We start from the raw sequence: 25,943 nt of genomic DNA on the forward strand, positions 1-25,943 counted from the left end.
TTGTCGGGTTAGTTTAACAGTGCTAAAACCGCTTAAAAAGCTTTATTTATCGCGAAAAAGCGACAGTTCAGGTAGCTGAGGGATTTTTGTTCAATCCGACTCCGCCTGGGCTACTTCAAGGACATGGTTGTGTTCGCCATCTACTTGCCAGCGAATATTAAAGTCATACAGGTTCATGCCATAGTTTTGCGGATTTTCCTGTTTTTTCTTATATGCAGGGCGAGGGTCTTGTTTGAGCACGTTACTAATAAAGTCCCTTAAATCCGGGTAATCCCCCTGTTTAGAGATAAAATCTTCGGCCTGCTCACTAAAAGTCACCGTCATTTGCGTCTCAGGGCGGGTATCTGCAAAACCCGCGGCAGCATCGGCCAGAGCATCTGAATAGGGCAAATAGGGCTTAATATCGACTATCGGCGTGCCGTCGAGCAAGTCTATTCCAGATAGCAGTAGTGCGAGTTGACCATTTTTGTACTCGACACCTTCGAGCTTTACGGCACTCATACCAATGCCATTTGGTCTGAAGGTGGCGCGGGTCGCAAATACACCTTTGCGCGCATTGCCGCCTAACCGTGGCGGTCGTACCAAAGCAGAGTAACCTTTGTCGGCGGTCTCGTGAAAGCGGAATAACAGCCACAGGTGGCTAAACTCCTCAATACCGCGGACAAACTCTTCTCGGTTAAAGTCTGCACAGAATACCAGCTTAGCTTTGGCTTCTGGTACAAGGCGAGGTTGTCTTGGAATGGCAAACTTTTGTTTGTAGGGTGAATGGATCACACCAATGGGCTGTATATCGAAGTGCACGCAATATTCCGGCTAGTAAATTTGCGCGTATTGTAGCGATCTAAAAGCGTAGTAACAAATGGAACTGACTCTGAGCTGTAATCCTGTGTAATTCCCCAGTTTGCTGTTTGTAGCTAGGATCGGGTTATTACATAATGTATTGGTTTGAAAATGTTTAGTATAGAAAGTGCTCCGCAGTCTGAGCAAAAAGGTCGCCTTGTTTCCAATATGATGGAGCCGACATACAGTCGTATGGTAAGTAGTATTTGCCGTCGGGTTTTTACTGAGCAGTCTCCGGTAATGCCTTTAGTCGTGGAGCAGCTCTGTAAACGTCGTGTGTTTTTACAACCATTATTTGCAGGAGTAGGAGATGGGACGGTCCGGGCTACTCAACTCAATTCGGCATTGCAATGCGAAATCGAGCTGGTTGTGAGTAAAGTCATGTCGCAATGTGATATGCCGCGCCACGAGCTTATCAGGCAAACAAATACAACAATGTTCGAGCTGGCCAGGCAAGCTATCTAATTATTATCTACAACGTCCGGGGCTGCGTTATCCAGGTGTATCATCAGTTTGTCCAGGTTCTTACGAACCTGCTCGCTGCATTTATCCAGCTCAAAACGCACGCCCAGCAAACAGTCTTGCTCTGGGCCTTCGTTTGCTTCTATACGCACAATCGACCCATACAAAGGGGAAATACTCAAAGCGTGAGGGCCGTTAAAGTTGTCAAAGCTCAGGTTGAATTCAGTGGTTTTGTATAGTTTAAGCGCGTCCACATAATCTGAATAAACCTGCATACCGGTGTGGCTGATGTTATTTACCTTGGCTTCAAGCAGGGCGTCGGATGCAACAATACGCAATGCGTGTGATGGCAAGGCAGAATGGCGCACTGAGTTACGTTTACAAGCGCCATTCCAGGATTTATTCACAGCAGCTTCAAGTTTTTCTGCCCTAAACGGCTTGACGACAAAGTGGCTAACGCCATTTTTGATCGCGGTTATCACAAAATCGCGCTCACCGTTAGAGGTCATCATGATAAAAGGCAGGTCTTTAAATTTTGCGCTATTGCGGACTCGGTAGAGCAGCTCTTCGCCATTCATTTCCGGCATTTGCCAGTCAGAAATAATAATGTCGACGGGCTTTGACTCGAGGATCTGAATTGCCTGCTTACCATTAGCTGCCATGATCACCTGATCTGACCCCAGGCGTGTCTTTATGATATTACGTACGACATTGCGCACTGCGGTACAATCGTCTACCACTAAAAACCGGACATTTCTCACTACTATTTGCTCTTTCTTTGACCACAATTTAAGCCGGCGGCAATCATAGCACAGCTCTTACCAGCAGGTAAGAGCTACACTGGATAAATTTAAACCGTTCCAAAATGGGTGACTTAAATACATGAAGGCGCCTGAGATGTGAATAACTGTTGTGATATGGCGCACAAAGTTACAGTTGCTCACAAGACCCTCACTGAGTTTTGCATGTTTTTATCACATCATGAGTACGTGGAGTTTAAGGGGAAGTCGGGGCATTTGCTCAGCCGTTATCGGCAGACTCCCAAACTTTCAATCTCAGCGCAATAACACTTTTAGAGACTAGGAGCTCAGAATGATCGGGATATTTAAAAACTCAGTGGCCATGGCTGGCGGTTTATTTTTGGGTCTGGCAAGCATGTATGGTAACGCCTCCGAGCAAGGGCAGGATGACTGGGAAGTCAAAATTGGTGCAGGTGTATTAGTGGCAGACTTGCCCTGGAAGGGAGTTGGCAACGAAATGGCGATAGTGCCGATGGCCGACATCAAAAAAGGTAACTGGTTTTCTAATGAAGACAGTACCATCGGTTATCAGTTTTTGAACTTGAATGATACTTTTACCGCCTACGCTGGTCTTGGCTATCGCAACGAAGGGTATGATAGTCTGTTTGGTAACACCAGCTCAGACAGTAAAGTGTTTGACGGCTATGACGCACCTGATGGTGAGTTAGTGTTGAACTATGGTGCCAGATTCTTATGGTTCGGTGTATCCGGACATACCGATTTGTCTGATGAATCAGACGCCACCAATTTTGCACTCAGTGCAGAAGTTCCTTTGTATGAAAGTGCTCATGGATTTGGTATTTCGGCACAGGCACAGGTGCGCTGGCTGGATTCAGATTACGTGAATACCGTATACGGAATCAGCGGCAAAAATATCAATGCATCAGTTGGGCGTACAGCGTATCAGACTGACGACAGTGCCGTGAACGTCACGTTTGGCTTAAACGCCTACTACCAGCTGACGCCAGAAGTTACCTTGATAGCCAGTGTAAGCAGAACAGAGCTGGATAGCGTTATCAGCAAGAGCCCTCTGGTGGGTGATGACACTATGGATGTGGCCTTTATCGGCGCATTGTACACCTTTTAAGCGTAAATGCCGGACTCGCAAACCGCTATACACGCTGGTTCAGTCGTCCTGATCCAGCGTGTTTTGTAACAATGATTCGGTCTGAATCGCAATTTCTTTCATCTTAATGGCATATTGCTCCAGCGCTTTTTGCTCCTGGGTTTTCGCTTCATACTTGGCAACCGGAATAGGGTAGCCGGCCTGGTCCATGGCAATAAAGCTGATGATGCAATGATTGGTCTCGACCATGTGTTGCTTTTGTGGGTCGCCACAACGCACCTGAATAAAAATCTGCATACTGGTTTTGCCGGTATGGGCAATGCGTGCAGAGACTTCAACAATCTGGCCAACCAAAATAGGGCGATGAAAACGCACTCCCGCGACGGAAACCGTAACACAATAGGCACCACTCCAGCCCGCAGCACAGGCATAGCCCGCCTGATCTATCCATTTCATCACTACGCCACCGTGGACTTTACCGCCAAAGTTCACGTCGGTTGGCTCGGCTAAAAAGCGAAACACCACTTCAGATTGCTGCGCCATAGGGCACCTCATATTCCAAAAAACGTTTGCTTAAGTATAGAAAAAAAGGGGCATTTTGCCCCGGCAATTTAGGATAAATAGCATTTGTGGCAGGTCAGGGACACCTGCCAGCATAAATTACATGTTGGGATAGTTAGGACCACCTGCGCCTTCTGGCGTCACCCAGGTGATATTCTGACTCGGATCTTTGATGTCACAGGTCTTACAGTGAACGCAGTTTTGTCCATTGATCACAAACTGCTTATCGCCGTTTTCATCTTCGTTGACCTCGTACACACCTGCGGGGCAGTAACGCTGTGCAGGCTCTGCATACTGTTCAAGATTTACCTGAATAGGAATAGAGGCATCTTTAAGTTGCAAATGACAGGGCTGCTCTTCTTCATGGTTAGTATTGGATAAAAACACAGACGACAGCTTGTCAAAACTCAGTTTACCGTCCGGTTTAGGATAGTTAATTTCCTGAGAGTCTTTTGCCAGCCTGAGAGAAGCATGATCCAGCGTGGTATCTTTGAGTGTGAATGGCAATGAACCTGAAAACAGGTTTTGGTCAACCATGTTGTAGGCACCACCCAATATGCGACCAAACTTGTGCATGGCCGGGCCAAAGTTACGTGACTGATAAAGCTCGTCATACAGCCAGCTGCTTTTGAAGTTATCGGCAAACTCGCTTAAATCTGCGCGAAGGTTTTCTTCCCCTAGCGCAGCTAAAATGGTATCCGCAGCTATCATACCCGACTTCATTGCCGTGTGATTGCCTTTGATTTTGGCAAAGTTCAGAGTACCGGCATCACAGCCAACCAGCAAACCGCCCGGGAAGTGCATTTTAGGCAACGCATGTAGACCCCCTTTGGCAATCGCTCGGGCACCATAAGCAATGCGCTCACCGCCTTCCAGCGTGTCTTTAAAGACTTGTTGATGCTTCATACGCTGAAACTCGTCAAACGGGCTCAGGTAGGGGTTTTTGTAGTTTAGATCTATGATTAATCCGACTACGACCTGATTATTCTCGGCATGGTACATAAACGAACCACCGTGGGTTTCGTTATCGAGCGGCCAGCCCGTACCATGGACAACTTTACCTTCCTGATGTTTTGCCGGGTCAATTTGCCAGATCTCTTTAAAGCCAATACCGTAGTGCTGAGGGGTTGCATCTTTATCCAGTGCAAACTGGCTGATCAGCTGTTTGCCCAGATGGCCACGACAACCCTCTGCAAATACGGTGTACTTGGCTCTCAGTTCCATACCTGGCATGTAACTGTCTTTTGGCTTGCCATCTTTGCCAACACCCATATCACCGGTGATGATGCCTTTCACCTCATCATCTTCGACTATCAGCGAGTGCGCGCTGAATCCGGGGAATACCTCCACACCCAGTTGCTCAGCTTGTTCAGCCAGCCAGCGGCAGACATTACCCATAGACACAATATAATTGCCATCATTTTTAAAGGTCTTAGGAACAGCAAAATGCGGGATGCTGGTCGCTTTGCTCTGATCTTTAAACAGGTAGATTTCGTCCTCGGTCACTTTTGTGGTGACAGGGGCATTTTTTTCAGCCCAATCCGGGATTAATTCGTCCAGCGCTTTAGTTTCAAAGACAGCACCAGACAATATATGTGCTCCGACCTCTGAGCCTTTTTCAACGACACAGATCATCAGTTCTTGTTGTTTTTCCTGTGCCTGTTGTGCAAGTCGGATCGCGCACGATAAGCCCGCAGGGCCCGCGCCAACGATCACAACATCAAATTCCATGGTTTCGCGTTCGACCATTTTTACCTCACATAGATTGACGGTAGTTTAACTAAAACGAGGCTTTAGTTTTGTTAAGGTTAAGCTAAGGTTATTTTAGGTTGACGTTTACGTCAACAGGAAGTAGTCTGGATTCATTAAATTGTTTTGTTGACGTTTACGTCAGCCCTATAGAATAACCAGATGATGGAGTAACCATGAAAGTACTTGTGCCAATCAAACGCGTGATTGACTACAATGTCAAGGCAAGAGTCAAGGCCGACAACAGTGATGTTGATCTGACCAATGTAAAAATGGCAATGAACCCGTTCTGTGAGATAGCGGTAGAAGAAGCAATCCGCCTTAAAGAAGCTGGTACAGCCAGCGAAGTCATTGCTGTGTCGATAGGCGACAAGGCCTGTCAGGAGCAACTACGCACCGCACTGGCGCTGGGCGCTGACAAAGCCATTCACATTGAAACTGACGCCAAACTGGAGTCGCTTCATGTTGCTAAACTACTGGCAAAGCTGGTAGAGCAAGAAAGCCCTGAACTGGTTATTCTGGGCAAACAATCTATCGATTCTGACAACAATCAAACTGGTCAGATGTTAGCTGCACTTACTAAACGCCCTCAGGGCACGTTTGCGTCTAAAGTTGAAATTGCAGACGGTAAAGCGGTTGTAACCCGTGAAGTAGACGGTGGTCTGCAAACGGTAGCACTTAACCTGCCTGCGGTTGTAACCACAGATCTGCGCCTGAATGAGCCGCGCTATGCATCTCTGCCAAACATTATGAAAGCCAAACGTAAACCACTTGATGTGATTGCAGCAGATACGCTGGGCGTTGATCTGACGCCGCGTGTGGAGCTGGTTCGTGTGGCAGAGCCTGCCAAACGTGAAGCGGGTATCGTTGTTGAAAGTGTAGAAGAACTGGTTAATAAACTAAAAACTGAAGCTAAGGTGATCTCATGAGCGTACTAGTCATTGCTGAACACGAAAATGGTGTATTAAAGCCAGAAACGGCAAAAGTGGTTCATGCGGCGAGCAAGCTTGGCGCAGAGATCCATGTTCTGGTCGCGGGTCATAACGTCGGATCTGTGGCAGAGGCCGCGGCACAAATCGCAGGCGTAACGGCGGTTAAGCTGGCTGACGATAGTGCGCTTGATCATCAGTTGGCCGAAAGCACAGCGGATCTGGTTATCACACTTGCACAAGGCTACAGCCATATTCTGGCTGCGGCATCGACTACAGGTAAAAATATCATGCCTCGCGTTGCGGCATTGCTGGATAAGTCGCAAATCTCTGAAATTGTAGATGTGGTCGATGCAGACACCTTTATGCGTCCTATCTATGCTGGTAACGCCATTGCTACGGTTAAATCATTAGAAGCACAAAAAGTTATCACCGTGCGTGCCAGTGCGTTTGATGCGGCCAGTGAGCAAGCACCTGTTGCCGTCGAAACACTGACTGCGTCGGTTGAAAATACCAGCAGCAGCTTTGTCGGTGTTGAGCAAACTGAGTCTGAGCGCCCTGAACTAACGGCGGCACCAGTGGTTATTTCTGGTGGTCGCGGCATGCAAAACGGGGAGAACTTCTCTCTGTTGGAAGGCATTGCAGACAAATTAGGGGCAGCCATTGGTGCATCACGTGCTGCGGTTGACGCAGGCTTCGTACCAAATGATATGCAGGTTGGTCAGACGGGTAAAATCGTAGCGCCAGACCTATACATTGCCGTGGGGATCAGTGGTGCGATTCAGCATCTGGCCGGTATGAAAGATTCAAAAGTCATCGTTGCTATCAATAAAGATCCGGAAGCGCCCATCTTCCAGGTGGCAGACTATGGCTTGGTGGCTGATTTGTTCGAGGTTTTACCTCAGTTCGAACAAGCCCTGTAACAACAAATTCTGGTTGTTAAAGCCGCGAGCACTTATGTGCCGCGGCTTTTTTCGTTTTTTCGGCTCAGAAGCGAAATCATCGCCTATTTAGTCACGGGGTCAAAACAGCTCATACAAGTCAGCAAGTGTGCGACATATGCGCATTTATTTCAAAAAAACCACCGTGTTACCGCAATGACAGGGGTCATTTTAGCTCATTGTGGTGTAAAAACACTCAATTTGGTGGCATATGAGTCGTGTTCTCTATCAGGCTGCAATAATTCGTTCATTGAGCACCGTTAAGGTCGTCCCGAAATTTATTAAAACCCCTTTTCTGTGCGAGAAAAAACATGAAGAACACTCTACCGACTGGTATATCGAAAATCTGTGCTGGCGTTGCCATTGCACTGGGCCTGCTGAGTACCCCTGCGTCAGCGAATACATTACAGGGCGAATTGACTGATGCGCAAAATAAGGCGCGTTTCGAGGGGGCAAAGGTCATCATCAAGGAATTGGGCCGTGAAGTCAGCTCTGAGCGAAATGGTGAGTTTAGATTCATCAATCTGCCTGCCGGGACTTACACGCTGGAAGTTCGCTACATTGGCGCACAATCTGTCACTCAGCAAGTCGTAATTAAAGACAGTGAGGTTACTCAGGCACGAGTTGTGCTGAGCGCCCATCAGGGTGAAATGGATAACATTATTGTCAAAGGACAGCGTGCCGGACAGGCCGGAGCCCTGAACAGACAGAAAAATGCCGATGGTATCAAATCTATTGTCAGTGCAGACAGCATTGGTCAGTTACCGGATCAGAATGCAGCAGAAGCGCTGCAACGCTTACCGGGATTGTTTATCGAGCGCGACCAGGGTGAAGGTCGCTTTGTGGGTATTCGGGGGATAGATCCGAACCTCAATAATGTCACCATCAATGGGGCTGCTGTGCCTTCACCGGAAGGAGGTGTTCGCAGTGTAGCCATGGACGTACTTCCGAGCGAAATTATTCAGAGTCTGGAAGTCAGCAAAACAGTCACCCCTGATATGGATGCTAATGCGATTGGTGGCAGTATTGAAGTGAAAAGCTTAAGTGCCTTTGACCGCGAAGGGGAAAGCTATAGCTTTACGGTGCAGGGAGCCTACAATGAGCAGGTCGAGAAGAGCAGCCCTAAATTGTCGGCAAGTTACAGTGATATCTATGAGATAAGCAGCCAGACACAGCTGGGTGTTGCAACCGCGGTTTCCTGGTTCGAGCGCAAGTTTGGCTCGCATAATATGGAAACCGATGGTGGCTGGATGGAACTGGAAATGGACGATGCCAATACCGGTGAGGAAGTGGCATTTTTTGGTGCCGAAGAAATTGAGCAGCGTCTGTATACCATCACGCGTGAACGTCTGGGGGCTGCACTGAACCTGGATCTGCATCAGGGCCTGTTCAATAAGTATTATCTTAGAACCATGTACAGTGAATTCTCGGATAACGAATTCCGTCTGCGTAACGAATACAAATTCGACAAAGGCGAGTATCTGAGCGATCAATCTGGCGATACTATGGCCTACTTCAGTGGTGCCGAAATGGACCGGGACAGCAAAGACAGGTATGAAGAGCAAAGCATCTTGTCTGTGGTGGCCGGTGGTGAGCATTTGGTCAGCGATTGGTTTATAGAGTACAGCCTGGTGTACTCAAAGTCAGATGAGCAGGAGCCTGACCGTTTAGATATGGCATTTGCGGCTGAGGATTTGACGTTAGGGTATGCCAGCCTGGGTGATACGCCTACTTTGTCTCGCAGTGAAGGCGCTCATCAATTAAATGGCTTCGAACTGGATGAAATCGTTCATGAAAATAACCTGAGTGAAGACGAAGCGATCAGTTTTAAGCTGGACCTGACAAAAGATTTAGTGATTTCAGGTCATAATGCAGAGCTTAAATTTGGAGTTAAATTTCGCGACCGTGAAAAGCTTAACTCAGTCAATGCTGTCGTCTATGACGGCGGATTTGATGATGTGATGGCAGAGCAGTTCAAGACTATTGCTCCTGAATATAACCTGGGTGACTTTGGTCCGGGCCTGTCAGAACAGGCTCTACATAGCTATTTTGTAAATAATAAAAGTACCTTCGAGCGTAATGACCAGGAAACCAGTATAGAGTCTAAAGGACGCAGCTATCGCTCTGAAGAAACGGTCAGTGCGCTATATGCCATGATTAACATAGATTTTGGTAAACTTAATTTGATCACGGGTGTGCGATATGAAGACACCGACTACACTACCCGTGGCTATCGGGTTTCACTCGAAAAAGACAAACTAACCGACAGCGAACAGGTCAATATCAGTTCCTGGGAAGTAGATAAGTCATATGATCACCTGATGCCAAATCTGACTCTGCGTTACGAGCTGGCTGACGATGTGATTTCCCGGTTTGCTTATACACAAACGATTGCCCGTCCAGGGTTTGAGGAAGCCGCGGCTTATCAACTACTGGAAAGCGAAACGGATGAAGACGACGGACAGGTCGTGACTGAGCGAGAGGGTGAGGTAGGCAATCCCGATCTGGATCCTTACGAGTCTCACAACTTAGATTTATCTGTTGAATACTACACTGGCAGCATTGGGGTTATGTCAGCGGGTTTGTTCTACAAGCAAATCGATAACTTCATTACTGAACAGGAAGTGCAGGATCAGGCCCAATGGTCAGGTTATAAGAAAGTCATGCAGTACGTTAATGGTGGCGAGGCAGATCTGACAGGTATTGAGCTGGCTTACAGCAAAAACTTTAAAAACGGGTTGATGCTTTCTGCCAATACCACCTTAATTGATGCCGATGACAAGCTGACCCGCCAGTCAGATACCGTGGCGAACCTGATGGTGGGATATGAAGATGACTCCGTGAGTGCGCGTCTGAGCGGCAACTACAAAAGTAAAGCTTACCTGAGCACAGAAAACGATGCCCGTGTATATCAGGACGACCATATGCAGCTGGACTTAAGCGTTAAATACTTTTTCACTGAGCAAATGCAGGTGTACTTTAATGCCATAAATCTGACCGATGAGCCACTATACATTTATCACGGCGAGCAAAAGTACAACTTCCAGTATGAACAATATGGCCGCTCTTTCGAGCTGGGCTTTACATACACTTCTTTCTAACCTGTTTAGCGGAGCATGCCGGGGAAACCCGGCACTGTGTTCTATTTATGACTTTAAAGCGATTTGTTGTTTCCTGCCTGAGTGTGTCTGCTCTGGCCTCTTTTGCAGCCCAGTCAAATAATTCGGTGTCCTTCCTGGCATTTGGTGACGGCGGCTATCACCCGGACTACCCCAAGTTAAAACACATCCACAAGCCAAAGAACAAAGCACAATTCATTGCTGCAGAGCGTGCAGACTGGATAGCGGAGCATCGACCAGTTGAGGAGTTCAATCACGCGCCGGTTTACGTTTATCCGGGCACAGACATCGCCACTGAGCAAACTGGTGCACTTGCAACTGGCAAAGCGATGGCTAGTTTGTGCGAGCAGAAAAAATGCGACTTTGCTATTCAGTTGGGCGACAACATATATCCGGATGGTGCCGGTGCCAACGATGGCAAAGATGATCAACAGCGCATGAACGACCTGATCCTAAAACCGCTGCGTCCGTTATTTGAGCAGCAACCGGATCTGGTCGTATATTCCGCATTGGGCAACCATGACTGGAAAACGTCACGAAAAGGCGTGAAGCTTCAAACAGAATGGATGGCAAAACAACCAAATTTTTATATGTCGCCCAAAGGCTACTACAGCTACACCATAGGTGAAGCTGGCAACGATGTAGAGCTGTTTGTACTGGATACCAATATGTTGCTCTCAGGTCAGCACTATTACGAGGTGCCGCTTCGCCCCGATGGTAGTGAGCAGGGCTTAGCCAGCGCGCTTGCATCCGGTCAGGCAGAGGTTGAAGATATCGAACGTCATGAGGTACCAGTCAACGGCGAAGATCATCGGCAGCTTGCCTGGCTGGCGGAAGGATTAAAGCACTCAAAGGCTAAGTGGAAGCTGGTGTACGGGCATCATATTCTGTGGTCAATCGGTGGTTCCAAATATGACGAGGGTCACGTACTGAGAAGACTCATTTTGCCTGAACTCTGTCAGTATGCTGATGCCTATATCGCAGGGCATGAACATGATCTGGAGCTGCTAACGGACGATTGTAGTCGTGTAATACCAGATAACTCTAAACCTAAGCTGCCCTTGATTATCAGTGGAGCTGCGGCAAAAATGCGCGGAACACACACACCGTTTGCACAGCAGCAGGAGAAGCGCTATGCAGAATACGATCTGGTATGGTCTAAAAGCTTCATCTGGGGCTTTGCCCATATTGAGCTGGATAACAATCTGAACAAACTGAATGTGTCTTTTTACACGACGCCACATGACCAAAGTGGCAAGCTTGAGGCTGAACAGTCATTTAGTTTTGCAAAACGTAGTGACTGATAAGCAAAGGGATAGCACGGCAGGTCAGTGCTGGGGCTATCCCACTCAAGCTGTCAGTGTTTCAGAGCAATAAATTCATGGTATTCGGTAATTTGCACTATAGTTAAACTCACGCAAACAGACATGCGTACGCCACTTACTGCCGTCAGGCTAGCTAGGTACTGTTATTGTCGAATATGAGTTGAGCTGCCAATGAATACCAATGATCCTTCCATGGAAGAAACCTTATTTTTCGGCCAGTTATTGGAAAACTCCTCTCCAATTGAGTTACTCAAACAAGTGTTAATGCGCTCGCAGCACGCCATAGTCGTCACTGACGCGAATCGTGATGAGGGTTACCGTATTGTGTATGCAAACAGGGTATTTTGTCGCCATACCGGCTACGAGCTTGCCGAGTTAGTTGGCCAGTCAACTGCCATATTACAGGGGCCCAAGAGCAATCGCAGAGTATTGGCCAGGTTAAGCCCGGCACTGGAAAAAAACGGCTATTTTTACGGTTCTTCGGTCAATTACAGAAAAGACGGCTCTATGTATCCGGTTGAGTGGAATATCTCAGCGATAACAAATGAAGCGGGGGAGGTGACACATTACATTTCCCTGCAGAAAGATCTCACTAACATGCGCCGTCTGGTGCGGCAGATCAGAGAATCGACAGACGTGTTTAAGCAGTTTTATCAGGAATCGGCTCGCCAGGGCAGCCGCTTTGGTAAAGGGGCTGATTCTGTCCTGAGTGCTTTGAAAAGAAGTGCCAAGCTACTCAATGGCCGATTGCACCTCAAAGACAACGTCGAGCTTTTTCAGGAAGCGTTTCCGTATCAGGAGCCAGATGAAAACAGCTTCGATGAACTGTTTTTTGATCTAGATGAAGATTCAGATAATGGCGCTGATCAGCGCCTGAACAAACAAGCCATGTCTGCTGAAGCGTTCTGGACCGACAGCCCAATCGAAGAGGATGATGTTGAATCCATTGTTGGGGCTCTGAACGAGCTCGAATCAGAAACGGGTTTAATAGAGCTGAACGGTTATTCTGAAACTCGGTTTAAAAATGTTGCAAGACTCTACAAAGAACTGGCCAACACCTTGTACTTTTGTATTGAGTTCAACGATGGGGCATTGATGATCGATGAGGTAGCGGATCGTCTTGAGTCTCAGGCTGCGGATCCCACCTTTCCAATCGAGTTTTTGCTAATGTTTAATAAAGACATAAACTGCTGGCTTAACGATGTGTTTGTCGAAAAAGAAACTGACAACGTATTTGGTGGCGAGAGCAATGCGATAATGGCCGGTGAGCAGTTGTTATCTCTTATCGGTGAAAACTAATTGGCTCGTTGTTGCCGCTGGGGCGGTTGTTGATGTGCGCTCCAAGGGACCCTGGGAATACTGCACACTAAATGAATGTCCCTACCGTGCTCTCTGGACAAGTTTCAAAAGCTCTTCCGACTGCTCCCGACAGTACATAATCTACCAGGCTGACAGAGCGGGTTACTCGTTGTCTATAAGAACCTGTAAGCGACCTTAAGCTATTTGGAAGCAGTATGATCCTGCATAGCTTTGTGCCTGGGCGCTTTTATATTATTACTTGCCATATTGGAAAGTCACTGCTAATCTTTAGTTTCCACAATGGAAAGTAAAGGAATGACTATGAACAAAAATTCAAATATCGGGGCAGAGGTAGCACGTGCGTCTCTTATTACGGCGAATGCCGCCAAACGTCAGGCTAATCTGCTTTTAAGGCCGCCAGTTTGGTTAAACGTACTTATTAGCTTGCTTGCTGCATTGGCTACAACGGCAAGCGCTCAGGCAAGTCAAAGTAGTTTCTGGACTTTGATAGCGATAGGCGCAGCACTGAGTGTTATTGCATTGGCACTGGGCTGGTCTCACTATCTGCGGGTGTCAGGCGTAAAAGCAAAAACCCTGAAAGGTGTATCAAGAAAAACGCTAACTACTGTTACTCTAGCGTTCTTGAGTGCCTTTATTGTATTGCTCGCATTCTATCTGACCAAACAGGGGATCTGGCAGTCCGCTTATGTCGCAGGTGCGATGATTTTCCTGTTTAGCAGCTTTGCTTTTTACAAGCTGCCGGCGGGAGAATGGCTGACAAAGGATTCTGGCAATGAGTAAATCCTGCTTTGATTCGCTTATTCATGCTCATAATCGGCTACAGATCTGTGCGTTACTTCACCCCGTTTCAGAGCTTGAGTTTTCTGTGGTTAAAGCGCAGCTTGAAGTCAGTGATTCAGTGCTATCTAAACACGTCAAGGCACTCGAGCAGGCTAACTACATCTCAGTGGCAAAACGAGCCAGCTTATCTCGCCCGCGCACCTGGCTGTCCTTAACCGAGCTAGGTGAAACAGCTTATCTTGGCCATGTTGCGGCGCTGAAAGAGATTGTTGGCTTGTAAGGGCATCAGCCAAAAATAATTCTGTTCCGACCTTTATTGAGGTGTTTGACTGACACTCATCAGGTTACAGGTTCAACAGCATGGTTGTTGAACCTGAAAAGCCGAGCAGCCAGTGCAAATAAGGAAAGTGCTCTGTTTTCGTGACAACAAAGCCTTTGCGCGTGTAGAGTTTTTTTGCTCTGGCATTACTGTCAATCACATCCAGCCGCACTGAGGTGTAACCGCGTGCCTGAGCATGAGAGATGATGCTGTCCAATAACCAGGAGCCTACGCCCTGTCCCCGACAGGATTCTTGCACGGCTATACCGTCCATCATCATTTCATTCTTTCCAGGCTGACGTTCATAGAGACTAAACAACAAACAGGCACGTATGCCGCCCAATATCCCTAAATGCTCGAACAGTCCGCTTGTATCAAGGCCTGCTGTTAACGAGCCACTGACTTCACTAAAACCTGCAATCCCTACCGGTTCATCGTTTTTCAGTGCAACGAACGAGTATTCTGGTAAGAAACAGCTTTCCAGGACTGCAAGTCGCTTTGCCCGACAGGGGATTGCATTGGCAAACTTGTTTCCGAATGCCTGGTCATAAAGGCGAGCAATCGAGTGACTATACTTTCTATCCCATCCATGTTGTATTTTTATTGTCACGGTATTTCTCCAATCAATGCACACTTGTTTGTCAATTTCTTTTATGACATACCAATATGAAGTAAAACACGTCTGGCGCCGCATGGAAGGGAGCTAAGCGCTCCCTGAGTTAACGAAACTTACAGTTTTTCCAGGATCACTTCTGCTTTACTGACTTCAAATGTCTTCGGTGCTTCAACCAATAAAGTGGTGACAACCCCGTTATCAACAATCATAGCGTAGCGTTGAGAGCGGATCCCACCGAAGCGGTCTGTATCCATATCCAGACCAAGCGCTTTGGTAAAGCTGGCATCACCGTCACCTAGCATCATAATTTCGCTTGCATTGTGCGCGTCACCCCAGGCTTTCATCACAAAGGCGTCGTTCACTGAAACACAGACAATGGCATCGACTCCTTTGGCTTTGATTTTGTCAGCCAGGGTGACATAACCTGGCAAGTGAGCTGCAGAGCAGGTCGGAGTAAAAGCGCCTGGCACGGCAAACACAACGACTTTTTTGTCAGCAAACAGGGTGTCACTCTGGTGCGTGACCATGCCATCAGCTGTCAGTTCACTCAAAGTGGCTTGGGGCAAGGCGTGTCCTTGTTCAATCATGGTTTTTCCTCATCGGATGTTATGGAGATTAGCTCTATTCTAGACGTAAAAGCGGTGTCTAAACACGGACAAAAAATAAGGTTAAACTAATTTCTGAGAAAAGGAGAGCAAGGAGTTGGTGATAACCCTGTCGCCGCGAGTTATCACCGGTATAGACAAGCTAATTACTTGATCCATGGATAGAACTAAAGATATGACTTACTTTCGCATTTTCAGTTGGACCAGAATAGCCATGACAATTAAAACAGTTTGCTGCTGGTTGCAGATTGCTCGGGCCTGTATAGACAACCTCAGCAAACCCTTGCTGAGCATTGGTTTCCATCGTCGTGTTTGCCAATTGTATGGACCCACGCTGGTTGTCGCGATTCTTAGAAGGTTGACTCACATCATTTAACCACAGCCCGCCAACAAGTTCGTACTTAGCCAGTACTCGTAAAGAGTTATAGGTTGGCATACGCTTAAATACTTTGTTTAACTGCTCGTTAAGAGAAATGATATTAGCCCGATTATGCTCTGCCTGGTTGTCTCCCTCGGCCGTACCCTGAGCATAAACCTGACAGACTTCCGTCGGTGTACCTGTCAAAGGAGAATCGCCGGTCTTGGTGGGGTCGATCGTTTTGTTAAACTCACAATTTGCATCCGGATTTGGCAGGCCAGCTGTACATTGCTCACTGGCAAAACTCCAGTCAGAGGTTGGCTGATTTGCTTTTTGGCAATCGGGTGCATTGTATTTATGCTCAAAGGTCGCCCAAATAAACTCAGGGTGATCTTTGGTGCTAATCACAAGGTGAAAACCCACCATGCCGTACAACTCATCGGCATCGATTTTGCCATCATTGTTGGTGTCCGAGCGAACCCACACATAGTTTAACATGTCTTTTTCGGTGATTTTACGCCACGAAGTTTTAATCTCAGTAGTACCTGCAGGTAAAGTTGCAGAGCCTCGGGCAACATTGCACATATCCCGATCAAAACGAGTCTCGTAAAGTACGATATTCCCATTTTGGTCATACAATACGGCGTTATTCAGCGCCTGGTTCATCTCATGGGGCGCTGTGAAGTCTTCACTGGTGGTGTGTGGATCTTTATCTCCTCGGACAAACAGTTTGGATTCCAGTGTATTGGGCGCACAAGAGTCCTGATCGCTACCGAGATAGATGGCATAGCGGTCTTCATTTAAGAAAGTCCGGTCCTTGCCATTTGGCGCGTTGATTAAAGAGATAAACCATTGCCAGGAAAACTGATAAAACTGACACAGATTCTGCCCACCACCCGGAATGTCGTTTGGTGGGTTATTGGGGTTCGTTACCCAGTTAATATTTGCAGGACAAAACAAGGGATCCTGGCTGGTTGTATTGTCAGAGTCAGCCGCTGAACCTGAAGGCTCAGTAGAGCATGCAAGCAAGGTCGTGAGTGCAGCACTGAGCAGAGAATGCTTGAGGGGGGCCATAACAAATTCCTTTCAATATCGAGACGGTCACCTTAACTCTAGAGCAATTTTAAGAAGTTACCATTACCGGGTATTACACATTAAACGCAGCTGATTACCCGTTATTTCGAAGTACTTAGAGGTGGTTATCTTGTGAGAAGCCTCGGTGGCAGGGCCAGCAGAACAGTTATCTGTGGAGGTGCTTGAACGCATAAGCTATGTTTTCTATTTTGGGAGGGTATATTATTAATCGTTCATTTGATACAGGTTTTAAATAGCTACTTTCATGTATGTATAGTGAGAGTTTATGTTAAAAGGCGCAAAGTGGCACTTGAGCTGTTTGAGTCACAGTGTTAGCTTGTTGTTCCTGAAAAGTAATTTTAAGGTGGGCGTTTGTCTGTTACTTTAGTAAATTACTTATCAAGGTGTTCTCATGACCAAGCAGTTAATCGTATTGGGAGGTATGAATTGCGTTTAGCCGTATTTATTTTGTTAGCGTCAACTTTTAACCTGGCTTATGCTTGCGAAGATCATCAGCCTTGCCATATGAGTGCAATGGAAGTGTTTTTACCTGAAGTCAAAAGGTACCCGGCACCAAATATTCGCATAGAAAAATTTGTTTACCAGAAAGAATTTGGAAATGTTGCTGATGAGATTTCTGTAGAGAATATAACAAAGCTTCAGAAAGCATTGAGCGACATATCTGATAGTTCATTCAAAGAAAGTAAAACCTCATTTAATGTGCTGGCTCAGCTCATACTAAAGCCGTCTTCACCCCCAGAGATTAAGTTGCATACGACTGGCGAAGAAGAAGTGCACGATATGTTGAATGTCTTTTATAAAGCAGCATCTAACTTATCTGAATACCATACTAATACAAGTGAGGTATCTGTGTTTTTGCAACTCAGAATCTCAGCCGTACAAGTAAAGTAAGATTTTAGCGATGAAAATATACAGGCTTTACGCCCAGTGGCTGCAAGGGCTAATATAACCGAGTTGCATTGTTATGAAATATAGAATCTTCGCTAAATGTATTGAGACAAGTGTTCCGACCCTGAACATGTTTAGAAATCCACCCGCTTGGCCATTTACATTAGCAGAACTTGAAAGGATGGAGCGCGATACATTAGGAAGGTGCCTTTTTGAATTCCTTGACGCAAGAAATCTAGGCTACCTTCCTAAATATGAAGTGCATGATGCATATCACACGCTCTTGGGCTATGGAACATCAGTAACAGAAGAGCTAAAGCTCCAGGCGTTCATGTGGGGCAATAAACACTCCACATTTGCAGGTAGAGTTCTGTTTACTTTTGGAATCATGGTATTTCCAAGTAAACTTAAACTCTTAAAAAAGGAAATTCTGCGAGGGAGGGTGGCCAAACCGGTAAAAAGTTGTGATGTAACAGAAATGATTTCTGAGAACATACACTCTCTCAGGAAGGAGCTATGTATAAACTAACCGCGATAATATCCTGTTGCTTTTTTCTTTTTATCATCTGGATAATTTATTTGGCGAACACCGCTCAGCCAAGCCTTTTTTTTGAATTGGTGAAAATGATTCCGTATGGAGATAAAGTTGGCCATTTTGTATTGTTTGGTACCCTCACTTTATGCGTTAACGTTGCCAGCAAATTTAAAGTTTTCCAGCTCGGTACGATTGATGTCTTTTGGGGCACAGCTGCTGTGTTCGTTTTTGTCACAGTGGAAGAATTAAGTCAGTATCTTATACCTACAAGAACGTTAGATATGCATGACTATATCGCTGATATGGGTGGGATTATTTTCTTCACGTGGTTATCAAGGATTTTGTCGAATAGAAGTTTAATCGAAACAAGAGGGCACTCTTAAGTGGACCGTTCAATAACGAAAATAAGTACGGCATTAACTTCTCACGCTATAAGTGAGGCGTTCTTTGGTGCATCCGGCATTAGCGTAGCCGATGAGTCAACTTTGGCCAGGCTACAAATAGGCTTTAGCATTCACCCTGATGGCTCAGATTTAACAGGGACAGAAGAGGGAAGTTGGTATCAAAGCTGGGTCGTCATAGCTACTGACAGTCTACTGGGCGACCCGTTTTTTGTTGATACAAGTGACCCTCTGATGCCGGTTTATACAGCTATGCATGGTGAGGGGGAATGGGTTCCAGAGCAAGTTTCAACTTCATTGAATTCTTTCTTGGAGTCGCTCTTGTATCTAAACAAACTCAGTAAGCAGAGCTTTGCTCAAGTTAGCCCCGATGAGAATACAATTACAGACCCCAGAGAGCTCGCTATTATCGAGCGTCAATTGCAAACTATTTCGGGTGAAACAGAGTACTGGGAATACTTCATGGAACAACACAGGGAGTGGGTTGAAGACCATGAATAAAGTTACGAACAGCTATTTGTTGATGCATTTTCCACCAATACTATTATAAAAAATGATTGGATTGTTTTTAACCTCGGCATTAGTCAGTTTTATTGAAACTGAAACATATGTGGTTGAATCTTGCATAGGTGAGCCATTTCAGTTGGTGGAGCATGTAATTCCCGTCTGGCCATTACATACTGAACACCTTGAGGGGGTCGCTTTTGTCCATATTCGGGCGGCGGTTGACAATAGCGGTAAGTTAGTTGGTTATCACATTAATGATTCTAAAAAGAGCCGAGTCTTCAGCCGCGAGTCAATTAGGGCTTTAAAAAGTTGGCAGTTTAACGCGTCAGAACACGCTCACCGATGTTTTGATGTCACCTTCAAGTTTGATTCAGATAAGCGATAGAGCCGGATCTAGCGGCCTAATATCTTCCCATAAGCTAAGAGGTGTGCCTGATCTTGAAGTATTTGCGGCAGATATTTGAAGTTTGAGGATATTTCACGGCTCTAATTTTGTTTGGCTTTGCTATGTCAATTTGAAGGAGCAAATATGACGCTAACAGTGTTAAAAATTTCTCATTTCAGCTGGAAGATATCGGTGTGTTTATCATTGCTTTGCTAGAAAAGGTTTTATACTATCTTCTGCATAAGATATAGGGCCATAACAAGAAAAATGTTCAGATACTGGCACAGTATTTTAAATGCTTCAATCATATTGCCTTGTATAGCGAGTACTTTGTCTTATTTCTTTGAGCTGAGCTTGCTCTTTTCTGCTATCTGCCTTTGCCTGTTTCTTACTCATTCGCAGCTCATTCATTTACCAGAAGAGTTGCCAGGTGGTATTGATAACCTCGAAGGTGATGAGTTACATCCAAAATGGGTGATTTTTATAGCAATCAGTTTAAGTGCTTTTTTGCTTGTTTTAGGCTGGCTGTATCCTGGATTATGGGAATACGTTGCCTTTCGCAGTTAGTTATTTAGTACAGATTACTTTTTGTGTGATGGTATTGTTGTGTCATTATTAGGGTCTAAGCTAAAGCTTATTGTCGACAGTTCTAATTCTTGAAGAGTTACACAATAATTTTAGTCTCTGATGCCAAAGAGTGAATCCTGTAATACGAAAGGTCAGGGACAAACATGGATGAGTCTGTATGTGGATGCTGATACTTCTGCCTTTAGTCTATGTGATTATTGCTGGCCTGATTGTTTTATTTGGCTACAGTAAGTCCGAAAATCTCAGCTTAAAGAAAAAAATGGCGTTGCGAAGTGGCCTGTTAGCCTGTTTTTTTAGCCCGGCATTTATTTGGGTATTCCCGTTTTCTTTTCCTGCCCCTGCAATCATTGCAATGGTATTAAGCGTGATAAGTCTTTTCACTGCTGAGCCATCAAGGCTTCTGGTGGGAACACTTGCCTTCGCATTTATACCTTTTTTACTATTCTGGTTGGTTTACTTTGGCGTGTATATGCTGGCTTTAAGGCTAAGAGCATTGTAAGAAACACGCCTTAAACTCAGCAGCTGCATAGAAACAAAGCGGCCTGTCGGCCGCCAAAAAGTCTCAGGGCTATTTAAACATGGTCTGGATCCGTTCACGCTCCGTGTTTGTCGCATAGCTGGTGAAGTGAGCAAACAGGTTCATTAAGGGCGCTTCCATATGAGTTGCGAATAAAACCATATTGGGGAACTGATTAGCTAGAGGTGTGGGCGGGTAGAGTTTTGGATGCTTTTTCCGTACGTCCGAAAAGTGCGCTGTGTATGAGTCGAGTTTGGCTCTTACATCGGGTTTTAGCGTTGCTTCAAATGTTTTATTCGGACCGTAGTGGATCAGCAGCCATTTAATGGTGCGAGGTTTAATGTTGAACCAGCTATTTGCCATCACCTCGATGGCGTCGTTGAAATAAACGGCAGGTCTGGTGTAGTTGTCCATGCTGTCCCATAGCTGTTGTAAAAAAGGCAGGAAAAGTGCTGAGTCAAATATCTGGTTGTGTCTGAAGTAACGAATGCCTTGCCCCTGCAACTGAGCTTCAGTGAGATTTGCATATTGATGATAGCCAACCGACAACCCTGCTTTATTGCCTGTGTGCTGGTAAGGAGTATATCCAAACAAGGTGGGTAACCACATATCAACCACAATATTCCAGCTGTTGTCTGAGTTATCCGGGTCACGGTAAACACTTTGCAGGGCGTTTGAGAACGACAGCACCTGATCAATGTCGTCAAAAGCAAGTAGATTAGCGATACCATTGTCTTCAATGCCACCGCCATCCGCAAAGCGTGCAGCCACCCCCGGCTTTTCCTCAGCAACATCTGCCGCTGACCAGTAATTATATTTAGGATCTATGCCATCCATTCCTTGAATGGCCGTTGCAAAAAACGCGCTGCTATTGGCGGTAACATCAGCAAGCGAAAACGCTGAGACCTGATTATCATTATTCAGGGGCAGTTTGGCATTGATGTTGGACTTAGCCGAGGAGGTGAGTTGAGTGTCAAAACAATAACTTGACACTAAACCGCCACCAACCTGTTGTAAATCAGTAGCCGTCGTTTCCACAGTTCCTAAGTCGTCAGCAAAGATGCCTGTTGCGATAGCGGTGCACTGGACGGGCGCCAGCATATCACCGGTTTGCGGGTTTGTATTAGGCGTAATAAATGCGGCTGTATTGCACAAATGGAACGGTCGTTTTATACGCCCCTCACTTTGCTGATATGTGTGCACTGTGTCAGGTAACCCCGGGTAATGTGCTTTTATATGCGCCGCGTCTTCCCGACTATATGCAAACCATGCGGTTTCGATGACTGGCGTCATAAGTCCGTCGAAATGAGTGGAAGACAATCCCGATGGTTCCAGAATGTTCTTTGCTATTTGATAATTCCAGATCCGGTTATTTGGAAAGTATGGGTTAACAAATAACTTTCCAGCCGAATACGCCATGTTATCCCACTTAATGCCATCCAGAGTGACGGTTGTGCCGAGATAGCCCGATGGTGCGTAATCTAAAGTACTCAATGTCAGCGTGGAAGGATCTTCCACAAAAGGGCCGAGAAAAGTTGCATCGTCGATGTGATCCGGCAGATAAGTAAAAGGTACAACAGCCCAGCTACCACCAGATACCGTTGAAATTGCCCGCGCCTGACCGAGTACACCCATATCGTTGAGTGCTCGCATCTGACCGAGTGCAGCAATCATGGCAATGGAACCGCCACCGGAAAAACAAATTCCGACGTTGCCAGGTGTGTCACCCTGAGTAATGAAATCAGTGGTTTTGTTACAGGTCTGGGTTGCTAACCAAGTACCACTGATCTGAACGTCAGACCATTTACGTTTACGCCATGCCGGATCAACTTTGGTTTGACTGGTTGGGATTTGTTGGCTCATCTCAATTCCTCTTTGATTTGTATTCTACCGCTCGTCGCGCTAAAACATAGTCAAGGTTAGCCATTTGCTGTATTACAGTTGATTACAGTTACTGACCACGTTCGAGGCTGGGTAGCTTTTATTTATAATAATTGGCTGTGACATATCGCTCACAAGTCCTGCGCGCTGTAATATGATTGGAATAAATTGTCAGTGATTGATGATTGCGAGGCTAAATGGTACTGTTCTCGCTCTTCATTGTCATGGTTAAAGCTTTTGTGCAGTACTAAGGACGAGTTGTGAGCTATATACAAGTCTATATGTTGGTTATGTTCTGTGCATTTACAGTCTGCTTTGTGGTCTCATTTTTTAAGAAGCGAGCTCTGCGACATAAATCTGAAGACAATGCTAATGAAGACAATGTTCAGACACCCAAGTGCGAGAACAACAAGCCAGCTATCATGTTGGACTATGATGAGAGTCTTGCAAGAGAGCTAGAACATAATCCATTATTTCTGTCTGTGTATAGCGACTGTGAAAAAGCTCAGACAGAGTTTTTCAAAGATCCAGGGGCTTTTTCTGCGCTTGTTATGGATATTATGGATGTTGTAAATCGCCACGCAATCAGGCACAGAGAAATCGACGCAAATCTATGGTCAGGCATCATATTAAGAAAAATGTTTCCTGAGCGGTATAAGTAGATCGAATTATCTCCTGCACCGGCAATGGCCAGCTTGGGCTAAGGTGCTGCCAGTGGAATCTCATAAGGAGAAAATTTGTTAGTCGCATTTGTTATCGCTATGGCGGGGTTAGTCATCTTATTGGTCATGGAAAAGGGGTTTTCCAGGCAGTCTCAGCCAAAGCCAAACAATGAACTTACGCCCCTGTCTGTTGCTTCTAGAACGATAACCAAACGCATTGTGAGTATAACACCCAATGAGTCAGGGGAGTTGATTATACAATTTCCAGATAATGAGTATCGCTTGCTTTGTTTAAGTATCCCCAGGAAGGCTTTTGGCTGGCAAGCGCTTGCCCATCCCTGTAACGCCAAGAGATTTACGTTTACGCCAGAAAAAGTATCCTTAGAATTTGGCGGTGAGCTGGATGCGGACTATCTGTTTCTTAATTCAAAGCGAATAGAACCTGAATTGTTAGCAAGACAGTGGCTCGGGCTTTGCCGCAGAAATCAAGCACCGACGGATCGTCATTCTACCCATCATGTTTTTTCTGTGTCTATAGCGCCTTTCAGCGAAAAGCTCTTTGCTGTCAGCCAGTCAATAGGAGGAGGGATCGCAGACACCGGGGGCGGACAAAGTTATACACTGGAGGAGCTGTTAACCTGGCAGAACTGGAAAATTCACTTTGAACTTTCGGGCTGTTCATGGGCCATCCCAGTCATCGAAAATAGCCAAGATAAAAAAGCCATGATAAACACGCTGATTACAGAGGCCTGCAAAAGAAAGGGCATGTAAACAGGGTGCAAGGGCAGAGTATGCGCCGAGCTAATCGGACTTCCTTTTCCTGCTAAGCCAGTTATAGTGCGGGTATATAAGAAAGTCAGATGTGGGTTCACATCAAGGAGCTAATTTATGAGTAACACCTATACAATCCGCACTATGACTCGTGCCGAAGTTGATCTCGCGGTTGACTGGGCTGCACAGGAAGGCTGGAATCCGGGGCTGGAAGATGCGCAATGCTACTATCAGGCTGATCCGGATGGGTTTCTTGTGGGGGTTTTGGACGATGAACCAATCGCAGTCATCTCCGCGGTCAAATATGATGATACATTCGGGTTTATCGGATTTTACATAGTAAAACCTGAATATAGAGGACAGGGTTTTGGTTTGAAAATCTGGCAGGCAGCTATGGCCAGGCTGGCGGGGTGTAACATTGGTCTGGATGGTGTAGTTGAGCAGCAGGAGAACTACAAGAAGTCAGGCTTTACTTTGGCTTATTCCAATCGTCGCTATCAGGGTAGCAGTCAGATGCTGGCCGTTCGAGGTACGACAGAAATGACAGATCTGAACGCGTTACCACACAAAACAATAGAGCGATTTCTTAAGCCGTTTTTCCCGGTACAAAGAACCGGGTTTTGGCATGCCTGGCAGGCACAGAGCAATGCAAAATCTCTTGGTGTTCTGATTGGAGGCGAATTACAGGGGATCGGGGTTATCAGACAGTGCCGCGACGGCTATAAAATAGGCCCCTTGTTTGCCCAAAACGCGCAGCAGGCTGAGGCTATAATTGGTGCATTGAGCTCAAAAGTTGAGTGTGATTGTGCCGTTTATCTGGATGTGCCGGCATGTAATTCATCGGCGGTTGAACTTGCAGAAAAACTCAACATGACGCCGGTGTTTGATACGGCACGAATGTATACGCAATTGGCGCCTGATATTGGTATAGACAAAACGTTTGGCGTAACATCGTTTGAAATTGGTTAGCCAAAAAGCAAAAATGGCACACATCAGTAATGTCAAACGCGCTTGTATTCAAATGACAAGCGCGTTTTCATATTAGGGAAACTTATGTTTAATGTCTAATTAAAGCTTTATCTGCTTTTCTTTTTAGTACTTAAAAGCGAAATTGATGTTGCTTCAATCTGGATCTTTTCCTGTTTGAACAAACCACCAATGGCCTTTTTAAAGTTGGCTTTACTGGTGGAGAAGGTTTTTTTAATAAGCTCCGGATCTGACTTATCGCCCAGTGGTAAAAAGCCGTTGTTTTCCTCAAGCTTTTTAAGGATCTGTTCACCCAAGTCTGAGATCTTATCCATGCCAGGTTTTTCGAGTAACACGTCAATTTTGTCGTCTTCGTGAACCTGCTTTATGTAGCCAGTCATACGCTGGCCTATGTACATACGTTTAAATACGGTATTAAAAAACACCATACCAAAGTGTTGCTCGTTGACGATGACCTTATAGCCCAGGTCGGTTTTAGCGGCGACAATTAACTCAACCTGCTCAAACTTTTTGTACTGTGCAGGCGTCTTGTTCAAAAACTTTCCAAGGTTACTGGAGGCACATAAACGCTTGCTGGCGTTGTCCAGATACAGCTTAACCAGGTAGCTGTAGCCTTCGCGCATTTTTGGCTTTTGCTCGTTATAGGGGGCCAATACATCTTTGCTGATCCCAAGATCTAAAAAAGCACCGACCTTATTGATTTGTTTAGCACGAAGCAGGGCAAACTCACCCAATTGAGCGAGTGGCTTTTGGGTGGTGGCACAGGGGTGGCCCTGATTATCACTGAAGACAAACACTTCAACGTTATCACCTGCTTCCAGGTGATCGGGCAGCTCTTTAAGCGGCAGGAAAACGTCACCATGCTCCTTGCCATCCAGGTAAGCGCCTTCGGCACAGATCTCTTCGATCATTAAAAACTGAGTAGTACCTAGCATA

At 45.9% G+C, this 25,943-nt stretch carries 27 protein-coding genes; 18 read left to right on the plus strand and 9 right to left on the minus strand.

Annotated features, from left to right (window positions below; genetic code table 11):
- Positions 1-90: 90 nt before the first annotated feature.
- Positions 91-801 (minus strand): tRNA (N6-threonylcarbamoyladenosine(37)-N6)-methyltransferase TrmO, encoded by a 711-nt coding sequence (tsaA, locus tag ACXAH1_RS04400; protein WP_475194172.1) that lies wholly within the window; start codon positions 799-801, stop codon positions 91-93.
- Between the two features lie 150 nt (positions 802-951).
- Here tsaA and ACXAH1_RS04405 point away from each other — a divergent pair, with 150 nt between their 5' ends.
- The gene (locus ACXAH1_RS04405; RefSeq protein WP_475194174.1) at positions 952-1,305 is read left to right on the plus strand and encodes a hypothetical protein; all 354 of its coding nucleotides are present in this window, start codon (positions 952-954) and stop codon (positions 1,303-1,305) included.
- Here the strand turns inward: ACXAH1_RS04405 and ACXAH1_RS04410 are convergent.
- Positions 1,302-2,063 (minus strand): response regulator, encoded by a 762-nt coding sequence (locus tag ACXAH1_RS04410; RefSeq protein WP_475194176.1) that lies wholly within the window; start codon positions 2,061-2,063, stop codon positions 1,302-1,304. The genes ACXAH1_RS04405 and ACXAH1_RS04410 overlap by 4 nt on opposite strands.
- 331 nt (positions 2,064-2,394) lie before the next feature.
- Here ACXAH1_RS04410 and ACXAH1_RS04415 point away from each other — a divergent pair, with 331 nt between their 5' ends.
- Positions 2,395-3,189, plus strand: a complete 795-nt coding sequence (locus tag ACXAH1_RS04415) for a MipA/OmpV family protein (RefSeq protein WP_475194177.1) — start codon at positions 2,395-2,397, stop codon at positions 3,187-3,189.
- Positions 3,190-3,228: 39 nt separating this feature from the next.
- On the opposite strand, the gene ACXAH1_RS04420 is transcribed toward ACXAH1_RS04415, so the two are convergent.
- Both ACXAH1_RS04420 and ACXAH1_RS04425 read right to left on the minus strand, forming a co-directional pair.
- Complete coding sequence (locus ACXAH1_RS04420; RefSeq protein WP_125779823.1) at positions 3,229-3,711, minus strand: acyl-CoA thioesterase; 483 nt, start codon at positions 3,709-3,711, stop codon at positions 3,229-3,231.
- Between the two features lie 117 nt (positions 3,712-3,828).
- The gene (locus ACXAH1_RS04425) at positions 3,829-5,478 is read right to left on the minus strand and encodes an electron transfer flavoprotein-ubiquinone oxidoreductase (protein ID WP_475194182.1); all 1,650 of its coding nucleotides are present in this window, start codon (positions 5,476-5,478) and stop codon (positions 3,829-3,831) included.
- A gap of 176 nt (positions 5,479-5,654) precedes the next feature.
- Here ACXAH1_RS04425 and ACXAH1_RS04430 point away from each other — a divergent pair, with 176 nt between their 5' ends.
- The 7 genes from ACXAH1_RS04430 to ACXAH1_RS04460 all read left to right on the plus strand — a co-directional run bounded on the left by ACXAH1_RS04430 (position 5,655) and on the right by ACXAH1_RS04460 (position 14,172).
- Positions 5,655-6,407 (plus strand): electron transfer flavoprotein subunit beta/FixA family protein, encoded by a 753-nt coding sequence (locus ACXAH1_RS04430; protein WP_475194183.1) that lies wholly within the window; start codon positions 5,655-5,657, stop codon positions 6,405-6,407.
- The gene (locus ACXAH1_RS04435) at positions 6,404-7,330 is read left to right on the plus strand and encodes an electron transfer flavoprotein subunit alpha/FixB family protein (RefSeq protein ID WP_475194186.1); all 927 of its coding nucleotides are present in this window, start codon (positions 6,404-6,406) and stop codon (positions 7,328-7,330) included. The genes ACXAH1_RS04430 and ACXAH1_RS04435 overlap by 4 nt, the downstream gene beginning before the upstream one ends.
- 329 nt (positions 7,331-7,659) lie before the next feature.
- Positions 7,660-10,449 (plus strand): TonB-dependent receptor, encoded by a 2,790-nt coding sequence (locus ACXAH1_RS04440; RefSeq protein ID WP_475194192.1) that lies wholly within the window; start codon positions 7,660-7,662, stop codon positions 10,447-10,449.
- Between the two features lie 47 nt (positions 10,450-10,496).
- Positions 10,497-11,771 carry a metallophosphoesterase gene (locus ACXAH1_RS04445; RefSeq protein WP_475194195.1) on the plus strand — a complete coding sequence of 425 codons (1,275 nt, stop codon included), beginning with the start codon at positions 10,497-10,499 and terminating at the stop codon, positions 11,769-11,771.
- A 192-nt stretch (positions 11,772-11,963) separates the two neighbouring features.
- Positions 11,964-13,091, plus strand: a complete 1,128-nt coding sequence (locus ACXAH1_RS04450; protein WP_475194198.1) for a PAS domain-containing protein — start codon at positions 11,964-11,966, stop codon at positions 13,089-13,091.
- A 321-nt stretch (positions 13,092-13,412) separates the two neighbouring features.
- Positions 13,413-13,892: a hypothetical protein gene (locus ACXAH1_RS04455; RefSeq protein WP_475194200.1), complete on the plus strand. Its 480-nt coding sequence runs from the start codon at positions 13,413-13,415 to the stop codon at positions 13,890-13,892.
- On the plus strand, positions 13,885-14,172 hold the full coding sequence (locus tag ACXAH1_RS04460; RefSeq protein ID WP_475194203.1) for a transcriptional regulator: 288 nt from the start codon (positions 13,885-13,887) through the stop codon (positions 14,170-14,172). Before ACXAH1_RS04455 ends, ACXAH1_RS04460 begins: the two co-directional genes overlap by 8 nt.
- Positions 14,173-14,236: 64 nt before the next feature.
- Here the strand turns inward: ACXAH1_RS04460 and ACXAH1_RS04465 are convergent, their stop codons facing one another.
- The 3 genes from ACXAH1_RS04465 to ACXAH1_RS04475 all read right to left on the minus strand — a co-directional run bounded on the left by ACXAH1_RS04465 (position 14,237) and on the right by ACXAH1_RS04475 (position 16,864).
- The gene (locus ACXAH1_RS04465) at positions 14,237-14,821 is read right to left on the minus strand and encodes a GNAT family N-acetyltransferase (protein ID WP_475194204.1); all 585 of its coding nucleotides are present in this window, start codon (positions 14,819-14,821) and stop codon (positions 14,237-14,239) included.
- 119 nt (positions 14,822-14,940) lie between these two features.
- Positions 14,941-15,414: a redoxin family protein gene (locus ACXAH1_RS04470; protein WP_475194206.1), complete on the minus strand. Its 474-nt coding sequence runs from the start codon at positions 15,412-15,414 to the stop codon at positions 14,941-14,943.
- A gap of 160 nt (positions 15,415-15,574) precedes the next feature.
- Positions 15,575-16,864: an EF-hand domain-containing protein gene (locus ACXAH1_RS04475; RefSeq protein WP_475194208.1), complete on the minus strand. Its 1,290-nt coding sequence runs from the start codon at positions 16,862-16,864 to the stop codon at positions 15,575-15,577.
- A gap of 447 nt (positions 16,865-17,311) precedes the next feature.
- Between ACXAH1_RS04475 and ACXAH1_RS04480 the strand changes: the two genes are divergently transcribed.
- The 6 genes from ACXAH1_RS04480 (at position 17,312) to ACXAH1_RS04505 (ending at position 20,688) form a co-directional block, all read left to right on the plus strand.
- Positions 17,312-17,776: a hypothetical protein gene (locus tag ACXAH1_RS04480; protein ID WP_475194210.1), complete on the plus strand. Its 465-nt coding sequence runs from the start codon at positions 17,312-17,314 to the stop codon at positions 17,774-17,776.
- A gap of 73 nt (positions 17,777-17,849) precedes the next feature.
- The gene (locus tag ACXAH1_RS04485) at positions 17,850-18,302 is read left to right on the plus strand and encodes a Coq4 family protein (protein ID WP_475194211.1); all 453 of its coding nucleotides are present in this window, start codon (positions 17,850-17,852) and stop codon (positions 18,300-18,302) included.
- Positions 18,290-18,691 (plus strand): VanZ family protein, encoded by a 402-nt coding sequence (locus ACXAH1_RS04490; protein ID WP_475194212.1) that lies wholly within the window; start codon positions 18,290-18,292, stop codon positions 18,689-18,691. Before ACXAH1_RS04485 ends, ACXAH1_RS04490 begins: the two co-directional genes overlap by 13 nt.
- Positions 18,692-19,210, plus strand: coding sequence for a hypothetical protein (locus ACXAH1_RS04495; protein ID WP_475194214.1), 519 nt, complete (start codon positions 18,692-18,694; stop codon positions 19,208-19,210).
- 721 nt (positions 19,211-19,931) lie between these two features.
- A complete protein-coding gene (locus ACXAH1_RS04500) occupies positions 19,932-20,168 on the plus strand; it encodes a hypothetical protein (RefSeq protein WP_475194218.1) in 237 nt (78 codons plus the stop codon).
- 178 nt (positions 20,169-20,346) lie between these two features.
- A complete protein-coding gene (locus ACXAH1_RS04505; protein WP_475194220.1) occupies positions 20,347-20,688 on the plus strand; it encodes a hypothetical protein in 342 nt (113 codons plus the stop codon).
- A 69-nt stretch (positions 20,689-20,757) separates the two neighbouring features.
- Here the strand turns inward: ACXAH1_RS04505 and ACXAH1_RS04510 are convergent, their stop codons facing one another.
- Positions 20,758-22,569: a hypothetical protein gene (locus ACXAH1_RS04510; RefSeq protein ID WP_475194222.1), complete on the minus strand. Its 1,812-nt coding sequence runs from the start codon at positions 22,567-22,569 to the stop codon at positions 20,758-20,760.
- Between the two features lie 278 nt (positions 22,570-22,847).
- On the opposite strand from ACXAH1_RS04510, the gene ACXAH1_RS04515 reads away from it, so the two are divergent.
- The 3 genes from ACXAH1_RS04515 (at position 22,848) to ACXAH1_RS04525 (ending at position 24,989) form a co-directional block, all read left to right on the plus strand.
- Positions 22,848-23,249, plus strand: a complete 402-nt coding sequence (locus ACXAH1_RS04515) for a hypothetical protein (protein ID WP_475194224.1) — start codon at positions 22,848-22,850, stop codon at positions 23,247-23,249.
- Positions 23,250-23,324: 75 nt separating this feature from the next.
- Positions 23,325-24,020, plus strand: a complete 696-nt coding sequence (locus ACXAH1_RS04520; RefSeq protein ID WP_475194226.1) for a hypothetical protein — start codon at positions 23,325-23,327, stop codon at positions 24,018-24,020.
- A 117-nt stretch (positions 24,021-24,137) separates the two neighbouring features.
- Positions 24,138-24,989, plus strand: coding sequence for a GNAT family N-acetyltransferase (locus ACXAH1_RS04525; RefSeq protein WP_475194229.1), 852 nt, complete (start codon positions 24,138-24,140; stop codon positions 24,987-24,989).
- A 107-nt stretch (positions 24,990-25,096) separates the two neighbouring features.
- Here ACXAH1_RS04525 and ACXAH1_RS04530 read toward each other — a convergent pair whose 3' ends face one another.
- Positions 25,097-25,942, minus strand: coding sequence for a CvfB family protein (locus ACXAH1_RS04530; RefSeq protein WP_475194231.1), 846 nt, complete (start codon positions 25,940-25,942; stop codon positions 25,097-25,099).
- Position 25,943 lies beyond the last annotated feature (1 nt).

It is taken from the genome of Pseudoalteromonas sp. AWH4_217 (assembly GCF_056161105.1).